This is a genomic window from Tildeniella sp. (genome assembly GCF_059505325.1).
In genome coordinates this window covers 50864-66386 of record NZ_JCACKI010000009.1, presented here as the reverse complement: position 1 = coordinate 66386, position 15523 = coordinate 50864, and the positions used below count along the sequence as shown (strand labels likewise).

The 15523-nt window shown below is 51.7% G+C and carries 17 protein-coding genes; 7 read left to right on the top strand and 10 right to left on the bottom strand.

From position 1 onward, the window contains the following. Window positions 1-45: 45 nt before the first annotated feature. From AC5JO6_RS04300 to AC5JO6_RS04285, 4 genes are all read left to right on the top strand, one after another. Window positions 46-825 (top strand): ABC transporter ATP-binding protein, encoded by a 780-nt coding sequence (locus AC5JO6_RS04300; RefSeq protein ID WP_496079858.1) that lies wholly within the window; start codon window positions 46-48, stop codon window positions 823-825. 95 nt (window positions 826-920) lie between these two features. Continuing rightward, window positions 921-1112, top strand: coding sequence for a hypothetical protein (locus tag AC5JO6_RS04295; protein ID WP_496079807.1), 192 nt, complete (start codon window positions 921-923; stop codon window positions 1110-1112). Between the two features lie 140 nt (window positions 1113-1252). Further along, complete coding sequence (locus tag AC5JO6_RS04290) at window positions 1253-1621, top strand: nucleotidyltransferase family protein (protein WP_496079806.1); 369 nt, start codon at window positions 1253-1255, stop codon at window positions 1619-1621. Window positions 1622-1679: 58 nt separating this feature from the next. Further along, on the top strand, window positions 1680-2087 hold the full coding sequence (locus tag AC5JO6_RS04285; RefSeq protein ID WP_496079805.1) for a ribonuclease toxin HepT-like protein: 408 nt from the start codon (window positions 1680-1682) through the stop codon (window positions 2085-2087). Window positions 2088-2210: 123 nt separating this feature from the next. On the opposite strand, the gene chlP is transcribed toward AC5JO6_RS04285, so the two are convergent. The 4 genes from chlP to AC5JO6_RS04265 form a co-directional block, all read right to left on the bottom strand. After that, window positions 2211-3434: a geranylgeranyl reductase gene (gene chlP / locus AC5JO6_RS04280; RefSeq protein ID WP_496079804.1), complete on the bottom strand. Its 1224-nt coding sequence runs from the start codon at window positions 3432-3434 to the stop codon at window positions 2211-2213. 180 nt (window positions 3435-3614) lie between these two features. Next, entirely contained in the window at window positions 3615-3773 is a 159-nt protein-coding gene (locus AC5JO6_RS04275; protein ID WP_496079803.1) for a hypothetical protein, read from the bottom strand. Then, a complete protein-coding gene (locus AC5JO6_RS04270) occupies window positions 3770-4456 on the bottom strand; it encodes a hypothetical protein (protein WP_496079802.1) in 687 nt (228 codons plus the stop codon). The genes AC5JO6_RS04275 and AC5JO6_RS04270 overlap by 4 nt, the downstream gene beginning before the upstream one ends. Before the next feature lie 305 nt (window positions 4457-4761). Continuing rightward, on the bottom strand, window positions 4762-5529 hold the full coding sequence (locus AC5JO6_RS04265; RefSeq protein WP_496079801.1) for a Uma2 family endonuclease: 768 nt from the start codon (window positions 5527-5529) through the stop codon (window positions 4762-4764). A 113-nt stretch (window positions 5530-5642) separates the two neighbouring features. Here AC5JO6_RS04265 and AC5JO6_RS04260 point away from each other — a divergent pair, with 113 nt between their 5' ends. Continuing rightward, entirely contained in the window at window positions 5643-7694 is a 2052-nt protein-coding gene (locus tag AC5JO6_RS04260) for a hypothetical protein (RefSeq protein ID WP_496079800.1), read from the top strand. 42 nt (window positions 7695-7736) lie between these two features. Here AC5JO6_RS04260 and AC5JO6_RS04255 read toward each other — a convergent pair whose 3' ends face one another. From AC5JO6_RS04255 to AC5JO6_RS04230, 6 genes are all read right to left on the bottom strand, one after another. Further along, complete coding sequence (locus AC5JO6_RS04255) at window positions 7737-8372, bottom strand: hypothetical protein (RefSeq protein ID WP_496079799.1); 636 nt, start codon at window positions 8370-8372, stop codon at window positions 7737-7739. A gap of 941 nt (window positions 8373-9313) precedes the next feature. Continuing rightward, the gene (locus tag AC5JO6_RS04250) at window positions 9314-9865 is read right to left on the bottom strand and encodes a GNAT family N-acetyltransferase (RefSeq protein ID WP_496079798.1); all 552 of its coding nucleotides are present in this window, start codon (window positions 9863-9865) and stop codon (window positions 9314-9316) included. Window positions 9866-9907: 42 nt separating this feature from the next. Continuing rightward, window positions 9908-11560, bottom strand: a complete 1653-nt coding sequence (locus AC5JO6_RS04245; RefSeq protein WP_496079797.1) for a CocE/NonD family hydrolase — start codon at window positions 11558-11560, stop codon at window positions 9908-9910. Between the two features lie 113 nt (window positions 11561-11673). Next, on the bottom strand, window positions 11674-12129 hold the full coding sequence (locus AC5JO6_RS04240; protein WP_496079796.1) for a cupin domain-containing protein: 456 nt from the start codon (window positions 12127-12129) through the stop codon (window positions 11674-11676). A gap of 67 nt (window positions 12130-12196) precedes the next feature. Then, entirely contained in the window at window positions 12197-12997 is an 801-nt protein-coding gene (locus tag AC5JO6_RS04235) for a cysteine hydrolase family protein (protein WP_496079795.1), read from the bottom strand. Window positions 12998-13144: 147 nt separating this feature from the next. Further along, window positions 13145-14113, bottom strand: coding sequence for a DUF1517 domain-containing protein (locus AC5JO6_RS04230; protein WP_496079794.1), 969 nt, complete (start codon window positions 14111-14113; stop codon window positions 13145-13147). A 286-nt stretch (window positions 14114-14399) separates the two neighbouring features. Between AC5JO6_RS04230 and AC5JO6_RS04225 the strand changes: the two genes are divergently transcribed. Further along, on the top strand, window positions 14400-14762 hold the full coding sequence (locus tag AC5JO6_RS04225; protein WP_496079793.1) for a hypothetical protein: 363 nt from the start codon (window positions 14400-14402) through the stop codon (window positions 14760-14762). 210 nt (window positions 14763-14972) lie between these two features. Next, complete coding sequence (locus AC5JO6_RS04220; protein ID WP_496079792.1) at window positions 14973-15143, top strand: hypothetical protein; 171 nt, start codon at window positions 14973-14975, stop codon at window positions 15141-15143. Window positions 15144-15523: the final 380 nt, after the last annotated feature.

Below are 15523 nucleotides of genomic sequence, written 5' to 3'. Positions count from 1 at the left end.
CCTGACAGTGAAGACCTGGCAGACATTCTGGCAGACGTGGAACCGATCGATCGTCCTGCTAAGTTACAACTGCCACTCCTGGCAGCAAGTGGGCTGATCAAACGCTTTGGTGGGCTGATTGCGATCGATCATGCCTCGATCGAAGTCGCCAAAGGCAGCATTACTGGACTCATCGGACCCAATGGTGCGGGCAAAACGACCCTCTTCAACCTGCTCTCCAACTTTAGCCATCCCGACAAAGGGCGCGTGCTATTCGATGGCGAACCCATTCACCAACTCCAATCGCATCAAATCGCGCAACGCGGTATGATCCGCACCTTTCAGGTTGCACGAGTTCTTTCGCGCCTCTCGGTGCTAGAAAATATGCTGCTGGCAACCCAACATCAAACGGGCGAAAATTTTTGGCTCACCTGGTTTAAACAAAAGCAGATTACCGCCGAAGAACGTCAGCAGCGCGATCGTGCCATAACCATTCTGGAGTCGATCGGGCTGGCACACATGGCACACGAATATGCTGGCGCTTTATCCGGCGGTCAACGCAAACTCTTGGAAATGGGACGAGCGCTGATGAGCCAACCCCAACTCATTTTGCTCGATGAACCCGCCGCTGGCGTGAACCCCACGCTCATTAATCAGATTTGCGATTGCATTCTCACCTGGAACCGTGAAGGGCTGACCTTTCTCATCATCGAACACAACATGGATGTGATTATGTCCCTGTGCGATCAGGTCTGGGTGCTCGCCGAAGGTCGCAATCTCGCCGTTGGCACACCCACCGAAATTCAAACCAATGCTCAGGTGCTAGAAGCCTATCTGGGGCAGTGAAGCATGGATTTCAATGCCTTGGTAGCCGCGATCGTGGCTGATCGAACCGTTTATCGTCCTGATCCAAGCCGTTGGGTTAACTGGAGATTCAGAAGATGACCTTGCAAGATTTACAAACGTGGGCACAGGCGCAGATTGACAATACAGCACGACCAGAAGTGCGACCAGAGGTTGGTGTTTCGGTGCTGCAAATGGTGGATGAGCTGGAACAACTCCAGGCGTATGTGCAGGAATTAGAAGCAAAGCTGGCAGCAACGATGCAACCATCATCGCAGGTAAGCGGCTGATCGACATCATTCGCAATCTCGCCATTGGCACCCCCCGAAATTCAAACCAATGCCCAGGTGCTAGAAGCCTATTTGGGGCAGTAAAGAGTTAAACCGTCGTCTGACGTATACTCAAAACTAAGAGTTAATCGGGGGTCTATATGGCTCACATTACGCCTGAGCAGATGGCAGTTTACCAAGCATCTCATCATGCCAGAAAGGAGCAAAAGCAGCAGCAGCTCTTGCTTCGCCAACAGCACGGATTGCAGGTAGCGCATCAGGCAGCACAGTTGTTAAAAGAGAAATTCGGCGCTACACGCATCGTTCTCTTTGGTTCTTTACTTGATCTGAATCGGTTGCATCCTCAGTCTGATATCGATCTTGCCGCATGGGGCTTACACGAGCAAGACTATCTTCATGCCGTATCTCAATTACTAGATTTGTCAGACTTCTCCATCGACTTAATTGAAGCAGAATATGCTCCACCAAAACTTTTAAAGTCCATTCAGGACACTGGAAGAGAATTGTGACTACCTATGCACTGCTGATTGGGCAAATTGCCAGGATTTGACCGATTTAGAACGGTTAGTGACGCAAACAATAACGCTGTTACAGAAAGTTCAAAGGACTGGTGATGAAGACTATCTGGGTACAGTTGCCTTAAATCTACACAGTTTTTACTCTGGTACAGAACGAATTTTTCGAGAGATCGCGAGAACGGTTGATGATTCCATGACTGAGGGTACAAATTGGCACAGACGCTTATTGAGGCAAATGTCAACAGAAATTGCAGATGTTCGCCCCGCTGTGCTTACAGAAGCAACCCGTAATACATTGGATGAATACTGTGCCTTTCGTCACGTCGTCAGGAATGTCTACACGTTTGATCTACGGGTAAACAGAATTCAGGCATTGGCAGCAGAGTTACCTGCTTGCTATGAATTGTTTCGGCAGGATACTGAAAGCTTTTGCGCCTTTTTAGCAGCAATCACTTAAGAGAAGGCATTGGATCGCCACAAAAAACCAGCATCAGAGACACGCTCCAATGCTGGCAATCAAAGTCTATTGGTTGATGGTGCAGTAGCCGTCTAACAACCAAAAACTAACCACTAACAACTTCTAAGGTGCAAGGGCATTGCCGCGAATCAGGCTGCCGATCGTCTTCGCGGTAATCTTCAACTGCGTCAGGGGATTTGCAGGCACCACTGTTTTATACAGGTAGCTGTCGAAGGTAAGTTTCTGCACATCGATGTCAGAACACATTTCGACAAACGCCTCACGGGTGGCATCCGATCGGTAGAAGACGGTTTGCAGGATATCCAACACCTTATAAGTCAAGCCATACTGCTTATCCCAGCGCTTGATGTAGACCTTGAGATCCGCTTCGGTGGGGACGCGATCGCCCTTTTCCGAAAACTCGACAATTGCCTCAGCACACATCCGCGCCGACTTTGCTGCGAAGTAAATGCCTTCACCCGATGACTTGGTGACGGTGCCTGCTGCATCACCCACCAGCGCCACACGCCCAACCACCCGGCGCGGTCTGGGATGTTCGGGAATGGGATGTGCTTCCACGCGAATAATTTTGCCGCCGCGCAGTCTTGCCGCTGCACGAGCGCGAATGCCCGCTTGCAGTTGCTTGATTTTCGCCTGGTTGGGCTTCATTGTGCCCGTACCAACGGCAACGTGGTCGTATTTAGGAAAGACCCAGGCATAGAAGTCGGGTGACACATCATCACCGACATACATTTCTGCCAGCTCGTTGTAGTACGCCATCTTGTCTTCGGGCAGGCGAATCCGCTCCTGAAAGGCGATCGCGTAGTTGTAATCACCCGCATCGATCGCTTTCGCCACGCGTGAGTTGGCACCATCGGCACCAATCACCAGATCCACTTGCAGCGTTTTCGGCTCACCTTCCAGACTGCCATTAGAATGATCGGCATAGTGCAGCGTGTAAGGATCTTTGTCATTGCTGGGAATTTCTAGCTTGTGCATCGTGCCATTGATGACCTTCGTACCCAGCTTCTCAGCCCGATCGCGCATAAAGCCATCCAGCACTTCCCGACGGCACATCCCAATATATTCATCGTCCTTCAGCGTGCCGCCAATATTGACCTCCACGTTTGATGGCGAGATCATTTTCATCTTGCGAACACGGCGATCGATAATCTCCGGCGGCAAGTCAAACTCGCTCACCATACACAGTGGAATCGCGCCGCCACAAGGCTTCACGTTGTCTAACTTGCGCTCAATTAAATAGGTTTCAATCCCCGCTTTTGCCAAAACTTCCGCCGCAGAGGAGCCTGCTGGACCGCCACCGACAACCGCAACCCGTAGTGCCAAAGGTTTTCTCCTACATCATTAGAAGCTACAGGATGCATGGTATCACGGACATTTCACGCAGATCCCTGAGTTGAAGGAGATCCCGCGAAGTTGAAACAGAGCTTAATAAATTGAAGGCTAAAGGATGAAGACTAAAGGATAAAAGTTGGAGTTAGCGGTCAGCGGTCAGCGGTCAGCTTTTTAGCCTTCTGCCTCTTCGCGGAAGTGAGGTGTGAGGTGTGAGATGTGAGGTGTGAGGTGTATTAGCTTCTGCCTTCTGCCTTCTGCCTTCTGCCTCCTGCCTCCTGCCTTCTGCCTTCTGCCTTTTGCCTTCTGCCTTCTGCCTTCTTCGTCCCTCACTTCCCAATATTCCCCGGTGTTGGAATGCGCGACGGGAGAATGGCACCAGGCGTAGTTGTAGCTGGCTGAGGACTCCCAGTGATTGCACCACCAGGAGCAGTTGTCGGTGCAGTGGGAGTCTTTGGGGTAGTCGATCGCGGCTGAGATGAGGTTGTCGGAGCTGTGGGTGCAGTTGGCGTTGATGTCACCGTAGGCTGAACGGTAGTCGCAGCGACAGATGGCGCTTTATTCAGACCCAGAAGTGCTTTGGCGGTACTGTAGTAGGTTGCCCAACGGCGTGGATCGGGCTGGCTGCGCCACTGCGATCGGGTGGTTGCCAGTGACAGTACGGGAACAGTAGATACGGCATTTTCAGCGATCACAACGATCGCCACATCCGTGACCAAAATATCGCGATCGAAGCTCCGTTGCGTGGCGGCTCTGGCGATCGCTTCCGCACGACGTACCAATGTATCGTAAGTTTCACTCGGCTGCACGTCGATCGTCACATTCACTGTTCCTGTATACGCATGGACGGCGAGAGGGGCGATCGCGTGAGTCACCAGCAAGCCACTAGCAAGCCCCAACATCACTGCTAAATTTGTCAGCACCACTTGCCGTTTCAACCAGCGACGGGATCTACGCCCGGTTAGAACGATGATCAATGGTAAAGGGTTGCGGTGAAGCGACTCCAAGGGCAGCATAATTCCTCCTGGTTGCGGTGAAGCGTGGGACTTGCAAATGGGATGCCCCATTATGGTTCAGCCTGCCCAAAAAACAACCGATTAAACTACAGCGCCAGTCAAGAACTAAATGTGACAGGTTTGTATTGGCTCACATTGCCATTGCATCGACCCACACCTCGACTTGATCGACTTCCAATACGATCGTGTTACCTACCAATACCATTGCATCGCGTCACATTTTGATTGATTCAACTCACTGGTTTGAGCAGCTCATTGGTTTGAGAGCTTGGCAGCTTGTTGAAGAAGTCGCAAAGCTGTGTTGTCTACACCTGCTCTGGGTCAATGCCGAGCGATCGCAACCGTGCTGCCAAACGCTCCGATCGTTGTCGCTCTTGTGCTGTCCGTTGCCGCTCTTGCTGTAGCTCCGTCTGTTCGCGTTCAGTCGGTGTGAGTATCCAGTTTTCGGCTGCGTCGTACCAGCGCAACCACAAGCGTTCAACACCCTGATAGGTTCCTTGCCATACGCCTAACCCCAGCGCTAAACCTGACATCCAGAGGCGGGGGGCTGCCAGGGTCAATTCGTGGTAGCGATCGGCTTGCAGCTCAAAGGCTCGGAGTGTATCGGTGTAGCGGTCAAACACGATGTAATAAGGTACTCGCAGGATCTGTTCGTACACCTGCCATTTTGTCGGCGGTTGCTCGATCGATCGCAGCGTTTGTCCCAGATCTTCTTTTTCAGTTCCAGGCGAGAGAAGTTCGACTACCACAAAGGGCGTAACGCCTTCTTGCCAGTTCACGTAGCTGAGGCGTAGATCGCGTCCTTCATAGAGGCGGGATGTCCCGACAACCGCAAACCAGTCTGGGCGCTTGTACCAGAGCGGATGCCGCACATCATAGTAAAGATTGAGATCGCTGGCGACGAAAATCTCAGCAGCAGCATAGTTTGGCGGATTGAACGTTTCTCGCAATAGCTGGGGCTGAAAAACGTGAAATTCGTCGGGCAAGCCGGGTTCCTCAGGATCTTCGCTAGGAAGATCGTACATGGTAGGGAGAAATTCTTTGGCGGGACGTGGGGGGTCGGTTTGATACATGGTGCGATCGCTTGACCAACTACCTTACATATAGCATTTTGCCTTCTAGAGCGAGCGTGTCATGATAGAGAGGACTGGGAATGCTATGTCAATAAATATCTGGGGCATCTGATATGAGACAGTGGGCAATCAGCGTTGGCATTAATCAGTATCAGTTCTTTCAGCCGTTGAGCTACGCCCAGCAGGATGCTCAGGCGATTCAGCGGTTTCTGATTACAGAGGTGGGCATTCCGGCTGAACAGTGCCTGCTGCTCACGGAGACATCGCCTCCTCAATGGGGCAAATCGACCTATCCCGATCGCCAAACGATCCAGAGTTGGCTTGATCTGCTGATGCAGCGATACATGCAGCCAGGAGACGCTCTCTGGTTTTTCTTCAGCGGCTATGGCGTGTGTCAGCAGGGGCAAGATTATCTGGTGCCGATCGAGGGTAATCCAGCAGCGATTCAACCGACTGCTATTCCACTAGAAAGCATCTTCCGTAGCTTGAGGCAGGTTTCGACGGAGAAGGTTTTGGTGCTGCTGGATGCGAATCGCAACGAAAGCAGCTTTTCGTATGAAACAGTCGGCACGCATACAGAGCATTTGGCACGCATCACAGGCATTCCCACGATGCTGTCTTGTCAGCCAGAGGAGTTTTCGCGCGAAACGTCAGCGTTGGGACACGGCTTTTTCACAGCAGCGCTGTTGGAAAGTTTACGAGACCATCATTGTACGACGGTAGGCGCGTTAGGACAGTACTTGAGCAGGACTGTACCAGCGCTAGGTGAACACTATTGGCGACCCCTTCAGCACCCAGTAACGATTTGTCCAGCCGAAAAACTTCAGCAACCGCTTGTACTGCCGGTGTCTGCCGTTGCGATGCATTCAGGTGACGATGGTGATAGACCGATCGGAGGTCATCGTGCCACGCCACAAACGACAGCAAATGGTACGGTCTCGACAGCCTCGCAGACACCCTCCAATGCAGGCACCCCCGATCGGTCTGGTACTACTAACGGCAACGGTGGTTGGCATTTCGCTTCAACAACGGCTGTGGTGGAACCGACACAGCGATCGCCCTTCACGTCCAACGGTGGCACGATTAATACTAATGGTGGGTCGATCGCTCCATCAGGAGAAAACTCAGGCGCTCATGCTGTCTACCCATCGTATGGTAATCCTGGTAGCTCCAATGGCTCGACGAACGGTTCGACACAGTCTGCTAATGTGACCACTCATCCAAGCAATGGCACGTCAGCCCACACACAACCAAATGGCTTCAAAACACACTCCCCTATCGACAGTGCTCCTAAAAATCACGAGAATGGAGTAGCTCAATCCACTCCCGCCGCCGTGCCTCAGCTATATTCTGACGATCCGGAAGACACAAACGACAGCTCTGATGCTCTTTTCTGGCAGCCTGTATTGCGGTGGGGCAGCTTTGTGGTGGTCGGGCTGATTCTAGGAGTGCTGCTGCGTAACTGTGCCTCTTTTACACCCAAAACTTCAACAGTCGCGCCGCAAGCCGCCAATGGCATGAAGCAAGCAGGCTCTGGACAAGTACCCACATCAACAACACCGCCTGATGTAAAGCCATCTGATGCCAGACCATCTGATGCCAGACCATCTGATGCAGCGACGATCGTGCCAGTGGTTCCGTCAGCAGCTCCAGCGGTCAATGCGCTCTCACCGCAGCCGATCGCCACCACTCAATCGTTTGGGGTATCGGGTGCGAGTCGAATTAATCTGTCTGCTAGCGCTGGAGCCGCAGCAACCCCTCGACCCGCTCAGCCAACAGTGGCTACTCGCACTCTTCAACCGCCAGTCCAATCTCATTTGGCGAAAGCGAGAGCATTAGCAGCCGTTAACAGCGATCAGGCATCGCCGTACTGGTTTGCCATTCAAGAAGCCAGCAAGGTGCAGCGGGGACAACCTGACTACGCACAAGCAAAGCAGGAGATTGCCCTGTGGAGTCGCCAAATTATGTCGATCGCCAACCAACGGGGCAGACAGAGCAGCTTTGATGCGGCAATTGTCGCGGCGCGGTTAGTCCCTCAAGACCAGCCAAGGTACGCTGAGGCTAAAGGCGCGATCGCGCGCTGGTGCCCATCCCTCAAACGTCAGCGAGTTGCTAATCCTGTTCAGCGACAACAAGCAAAGACTACTTGCCGCAGCCTTAGCTGATGACTTTCGGTCATGACCGAATTGCTTGTGCTTCGACGTTCGCTAAGGTCGGTGAACGTTTTCTTGTGACTGAGCCGCGCCTGAATCCACATTGTAGTGGGGCAACAACACCGAACCACCCCACAGCAGAACAACACCAACCAACATGCCAGTCAGCCAGCGCACTTGTTGTTGCAACTGCCGAATCTGACGATCGCGCTCTGTTGTTGGTGCCAAATTGCCTGCCAACGGTATATTAACCGCAGGGGCTGCTGGATCGGTCAACGGTGCGGGCAGTGGTGCAGGTGTTTCCTGAGCTTCAATCACTTTTGTCACAGTAACGGCAGGCTGTGTATCTGGCGCGTTGAAGCGGACTTTGCGGTGCAGCCAGTTAGTGATCAAGCGCGGGCAGTTTTTGTATAACCAGCGCAACGCGAAAGGCTTGAAGGCTGGCTTCGACATCACCGCGATCGCCTTCATCAATTGATTGAGCGGTTGAGCGCGAAACTTTTGATTAATCAGGTTGACTGAGCCAACATCATACAGGCAGTCCAGGATGAACTTAATCGTCACCGCCTCCTGCCTGAGCATGTGATCTAACAAAAGCTGCACATCTCTCATGCGTTCAGCCTGTCTCTCTGCCTCTGCGGTCAATTGTCTTGACTTCGCTTCTTGTCCTGATAGTGCCAGTTTAGCCATCGCAACTTGGTTAAACCCGTGAATATATTCAAATATAGTACGCGTATCATCCCAGCATGGCAAAGACTATGACTATTCGCCTACTGTCTAAAGACGGTAGCGTTTTGTCCTTGTGCAATTGACGATACAGAGCTGGGTTTTGGCGCGTTGTGCGATCGATGCAGCTTCTGGGTGAACATCTCAATGAAGCGTTTAGTTGCAGGGCTAGAGGATATCGCAACAAGAGTGGAATGTTGTCAGAGAGTTGTTAATCTGGCAACGAAGGATTGACGTTGGGCTTGTAGCGAAGGGAGCATGTCACTTTCGCAGATTGCCAATTTTGCCCTCATCCCCAGCCCTTCTCCCGAAGGAGAAGGGAGCAACATTCAAAGTCCCTCTCCTGCGGGAGAGGGATTTAGGGTGAGGGCGCAAAGGTGACATGCTCCCTGTAGCGAATGCTTCGACTACGCTCGACATTCTTGTCTTTGTGCTCAACATTCTTATGTCTAGGCTCAACATTCTTAGGCGATTTCCACGAAAGAAATTACCTGACGTAGTACGGTCATCTTGCCCACGTCCCAAGCGAGACGCTTGCACTACGAAATAAATTAGGTAGATTCGTAGACTCTTTAAGAGAAATCTCCTTATGTCTAGGCTCAACATTCTTGTGTCTAGGTTCGACGTTACTTATGTTTGTGCGCGACACCTCTATGTTTCTGCTCAACATTCTTGTGTCCAGGCTCGGCGTTACTTATGTTTGTGTGCGACACCCCTATGTTTGTGCACGACATTACTTGTGTCTAGGCTCAACATCGTTGCGTTTGCATTCAACATTCTTATGTCTAGGCTCAACATTCTTGTGTTTGCGCTCAACATTCTTGTGTTTGCGCTCAACATTCTTATGTCCAGGCTCAACATACTCCAGGTCTGCGGGTTGAGCGCAACCGAAACCAACTTCAGAGTCATGTTTCGGCATTGTAATCAACTTCAGGGTTGAGTTCTAAGGTCATCAAGTGCTCGTCATAGAAGCGTCCGTTTCTCGAAAAAGTTTCCTGTTCAGTGCCGTAGATGCGGAAGCCGAATGATTGATAAAGGCGGATTGCCGCTTCTTGCTGGGTTACGACTGTTAGGTTAACCCGTCTGATTTCTGGAGCGTTTGCTGCCCAACTTAATGCTTTGCGGACGAGCGCTCTACCGCAACCGTAGCAACGAAAAGGGGGCAGGACATAGAGACCTGCAAGGTACGCACGATGCTTCTCATTGGGTGCTGTATAGCGAGAAAGACGGATGATGCCGATGAGTTGCTCATCTTGAAATGCTCCAAAGAAGCAGCGATCGTCGCTCTCTGCAAGTCTCGCGGCAATCTCGGAGAGATTTGGCTCATCTTCAGGGAGCGAACCGAAAGCGGGCGGCTGTTCATGAAGCGCACGCAGACGTACAGAACGATACGCCTCAGCATCGGCAGGAGTGAGCACGCGCACACTCACTGGACTGATGTTTTGCAAAGACTTCATGCCTGTTCGTCCATGGAAGTGTAGCTACGCCTGACAGAATAGTTATTTGCCTTGAATGACAGGCAGCAAAATCTGGGAGGGTCGATCGCCCCCACTTTGCACCGTTACTGTAATGATTTGTTGATCAATCAAGCGCGCTTCACCCGCAGGCGCACCCGTGCCCGCATTGACTGGATAGGCAGGAAAACAAGCTGCGCTCAGACTCAAACGAATCGCGTTGCCCCTTAAAACGCAAACGCAAATTGGTTGGAGTACAACTTGTAGCGGTGTCGTAGCTTGCCCTGGAGCGACTCGAATATACCCTTGAGTCACGTTGTAAACACTACCATTGGGACATACTTCAGACAAAATGGCGCACAGGTCAAAACTGGGCATGTCAGCGGTGCAATGAACCAATAACGACACATCGCCTGCCAGATGCAAATCTTCCTCCAGTGGCTGAGACGTATAGGTAAGAATGTCTGTGCGACAGTCCAGGCTAGAGCGTTCTTGAGGTCCGGCTGGGGCTGAAGCATGACCACCCAGGGCAGGAACGGGTCGCCAGGGATCGTGGACGAGAAAGTCGGATGACGGGGTAAGGGTGAGGAGGTGAGAGGATGAGGGGGTGAGGATGCCTTCCTCACTCGTGCTGGCGAGTCCGGTGGTGGCGAGGAAGTAGGGCGTTGCATTGGCGCTGTGCCATGTGTCGAAGGAGCGCCATTGGTTGCTGCCCATCTCGAAGAGAGCGATCGCAGGCTCATCCAGTAACCCTGTATTTAAACCTTTGAGAAACTGATCGAACCAGCGAATTTGGAGACGATCGCACGGACTGGCGGCATCCACTCCAACGTCGATCGCGCCCACCTTTCGTCCCCACGGCAAATGCGCCCAGGCACCGACAAGCAACTGCTGACGATACGCGCTTCGCGCTGCCATCTCTTTATAAAGATGCATTGTACCGCGCAGAAAGGTATCAAACCAGCCGCCAATGTGCAGCATCGGCAAATCGACAGTTTGCAAAGAAGCCTTGGGCGACAGGCTCTCCCAGTAGTCATCTGGTTCAAAATGCTGCAACCACTCGAAATAAAACGAATCGGGATCAAACTGTTCGAGGACACTAGCGCGAGTGGGCACCGAGTCGTATACAGGTAGATTCTTTGCTGCGATCGCAAGCGCTTGATGTGCTAGACCGTCACCCTTCAATCGAGCGGTTTCAGCCGCAATTTGAATCGCCCAACTCAGATTTGCCTGCAAGCAAAAGGCTCCGCCTTCATATGCCCAGTCGGTGTAAAGGTCGTAGCCGATCATGGCGGGACAGATGGTTTTGAGGGCGGGTGGTTTGGCAGCAGCGGCATATAGTTGAGTCATGCCCTGATACGAAAAGCCATACATTCCCACCTGTCCACTACTGCCAGCAAGCGTTGTCGCCCAATTGACGGTATCCTCGCCATCCTCAATTTCGTGAGCGAAAAGCTTGAAACTGCCTTCTGACGTGCCACGTCCGCGTACATCCTGAATCACCACGATATAGCCGTGAGCCGCGTACCAGATGGGATGGGCGTAAACGATAGTAGATGCGATCGACCTCCCATAGGGTTGTCGCATCAGTAAAACAGGAAACTCTCCCTCACCGTCGGGACGATAGATATCTGCATCCAACCGCACTCGATCGCGCGTCAGCATGGAGGCAGTTTCTTTAGGACGAACCTTGAGCATGGAGAAGAGAGGCAGAAGGCAGAAGTAAGGGGAGCAGAGGGAGCAAGGGAGGCAGAGGGAGCAAGAAGAGCTCAAAATTCCTTTTATCCCTTAGCCTTTAGCCTTTAGCCTTCTCAACACAACACGGGTGACGGCGTGCGACGTAACACTGCCATGTCTTCGTCATCCAGTTCAGCCGGAATGCCACTACGGATCAGCTCGGCAAAATCCTCATTTGGCACCATGAAGCAGAGGGCATACAACCGTCCTGATCCCGTATTTTCAATCCCATGAATGCCAGTAGGAGGTACCAGAATGCTATCACCCGCCTGTACCTTCACGGTTTTGCCATCACAGGTTGCCAGCCCTTCACCTTTGAGAACAAAAAACATTTCGACCGCCAATTGGTGACGATTGGGTGGAGTTTTGCCACCGACATCAAAGATTTCGACACAAAGGGTCAGCGACATGTTGGCGATTTGGGGATCAAAGACGATCGCCAGCCGATTGGTATCTTTAGCGCTAATCCGAAACGCCTGATAATCTGTAGGAGACTTGACAACCGGAATCACGCAGCGTGCAGAATCCATATGGGTATTGCTCCAGAGGAATGGGGAGTTTTGAGTTTTGAGTTGATTGTAGTTCCTGTTTCCGCTCTTACCTTTTGCCCTCTGCCTCCTGCCCTCTGCCTTCCTTTATCGCAGTCAAGAGTGCATGAGAATCCGTCACGAAACCAAAGCACTGATTAACGTTGTAGAGTGTGGCTTGCCAGCAATAGTCAGGGGATGTGGTGGCGCTACAGTCTGTTAGCAAGAGGCAATCGTAGCCCAGAAAATTGGCATCTTGTAGGGTTGCCATCACGCATTGGTCAGCGTTCACGCCAGCAAAAAGAAGCGTCGTCTTGCCCAAATTTTTGAGAATGCTGTCGAGCGGTGTGTCCCAAAAGCCGCTCATACGGTACTTATCAACCTGAATATCTTCTGGCTTCTGCTCCAGTTCGTCTACAACAGCGGCTGCCCAGCTATCTTTAGTCAACACAGGCGCATCATTGGCAGGAAGCCGATCGCCCAGTCCCACCCCATCACCAGTGGGATTGTAGACGTGACGCGAGGCAGCACTGACGTTGAGCAAGTCGGGACGGTTGCCCCAGTTGACCCATACGATCGGCACTTGCACAGACCGCAGAACAGGCAGCAAGCCTTGCAGCGGCGCGATCGGCGTGCTTGCTGGACTCACATCGACCCCAATGTGCGCTAACCAACCATCAGGATGGCAAAAATCGTTCTGCATATCAACGATCAGAAGTGCGGCTTTCGCCAAATCCAGCCGCAGCATTTTGGTTGCGGTGGTGAGCGTGATGAGATGAGGCGGAAGAGGTGAACGGGTGATGTCTGCGATCGTGGCATTGACCAACCAGGCGTTGGGCGGCACTCCTAAAGTCCGAAGCGGTGATGTCATTCCGTGCAAGAACGTTACAACTAGTCTTAGTATGAGGGGTTGAAGGCGACAAGACTGTATTGCAGGCAATAAAAAAGGGGGCTAAAACACCCCCAATGTAAATCATTTTTCCTATGGAGCGATCGCATCAATGCGATCTAAACCGCTTTAAACAAGCTTCAAGTCGGGATACTGAACGACAACATCTTCGTTCGTCAGGACATCACCTTCCGCTTGCGGTGTCCAGAGCACTTCCAGCGCCAGGAGGCGATCGCTCGACACGCCACCCAATTGTTGCAGTGCCTGCCGCAAGTCATCTGAACTATTCACTTTTGGTAGTTCTAGCTTGCCTTGAGTACCGACTAGCAGCGTCACGATGATATATTCACCAGGAGCAGCCTGCGCTAAAGCGCCACCCTTTTCAGCCACAGCGAGGTTGCTGCTTGACGCTTGCTTAAGCTGACTGTTGACATTAGAAAGCGTTTCGCCACTGAACTTACTGCGCTCAGCGATCAGCAGACGGTTGAACTGAGACTCTGCTGCTTCTAACCGCGTTTGCTGAACAGTAGAACCCGCGTAGACCCAGTATTCTGGGTGACGCAACAGCGCCAGCGTTGATTCTTGCAGCACTTCAGACAAGCCAGCCGTAGAGCTAGTGTCAGCTTTTTGAGCGATCGCATTCAGGTCAGCCTGTAGCTCTCTCGCTTCTGCTAGCAGACCCACTTGAAGCTTGGCAACTGAAATAGTGGGGTTGTCGGCGCTGTAACCCACGCTATCGTCGGAACGGTTTCTGCGGAAGCTTTGTACTAGAAAGTTCGCTATGGCTAGAAAAATCAGGATGCTGAACAAGCCACCAGTCCCCCCGCCAATGCTAAAGAAGGGGAACAGGAAGGGCAAGCCCAAGCCACCGCCTGGATAATAGCCTCCACCATACCCACCACCATACCCACCACCAGGTGCGTAGGTGCGCGGTGCAGAGTACGTGCGGCTTGGTGCGCGGAAAGAGCCGCCACCCATCCGACCGCCACTTGCGGCTAGTGCGCCATCAGCATGACCAAATGACAGTGCAATGACTAAGCCGATCGTCATGAGCACCTTCACCCATGACTTGATTAATGAACGTAATGTTTTTTGCATAAACAGCCTACCCAGACGCTTGCTAAATGACAGTGAAATGTCGGCTCCCTGTTCCATTTTGCCTGAAACTTCGCAGCGATTGACTAAAAACGAAAGCTACTGGTACGAACATACGAGCCGAATCAAGCGATCCTAAATATCGACTCTCTGTTAAGAGTTGTTACTTTAGATCTCCCTACTACTGTATCGCCTTCACACACCCTTGGAAATCAATTGAAGGGCGTAATCATGGGTAGAAAGCCGTACGATCGCATTCGTTTATCTAGCCCTTTAGGGAAGAGCCAGTATGAAGAACCTTGCTCCAGCCATCTTCCGCCAACGCTTGTTGATTGAAGGCTTTTATACAGTAGATGTTACACAAACACTGCTGAAAGACTATTTACAAGGTGTAGCGGCTCATCTCAACCTACGTGCTTACGGTGAACCCGTCATTTTTTCACCCGCAAGCGGTATGGGCAAAGCTGAAAACCAGGGCTTTGATGCCTTTCTGCCACTCATTGATTCGGGCATCTCAGCCTACATTTGGAGCGGTCACAAGTTTCTTTCGATCGTGATCTATACCTGCAAGGGTTTTGATGAACAGGCAGCGATCGCCTACACCCAAAGTTTTTTCGTAGTAACTGACGAAGTTGTCTATCAGTCTTTCTAGCACCGTTCTCTTTGTTGTGGCACTTCAGTTCCACGAGCGTCAAGCAATTTGGCTGAGGCGATTAGGTGCATTGTCTCAAGCAGCCGCTACAATAAGAATGTAAACATTTGTAATCTTCCGTCAGATAGATCTTTGCGGCTAGCCAATAACTATCTCTATGCTGTCAAAGCCACCCAAGTTACATTTAGCCTTATTGAGAGCAACTGCCCCATGACTCAACTTAAACCAACTGTCACCCCCAAACTAGAAGAGCCGAAGTTTGGCTTTAGCGAATATGCTGAACGGCTGAACGGTCGTGCTGCCATGATTGGTTTTGCCCTCACCCTAATTATTGAGTATGTCACCGGACAAGGTGTACTGGAGTGGTTAGGCTTAGGCTAATGGCTCAACCTTCGATCGCTCCAGCGGTCGTTTTATAGATTTAAGCAGAACCGTGGAGACAAGTAATCTGACTGTCTCCACGGTTTTTAGGTTCTAAGGTGAATTACCTGATCGTGAAGAAGGCAGAGCGTTGCTACGCACCAGCGCCTTGTTCCTGCATGTCTACCTCCAGTCTTGCTACGCGCTCTTCTACCGCCATACGTCTACCTTAAGCTGTTCGTACCCTAACTTATGATGACGCTAGCGACACTAAGACCTAGCCGTTCTGCGATGTTCATTTCTTGATCTTAGGTTGAGTAGATCTTGTGTCAGGTATGTCAGATTGAGCGGTCGTTACCATTGTCATGAGGTCTGACGTTGAGGAGTCCCACTAATATCCG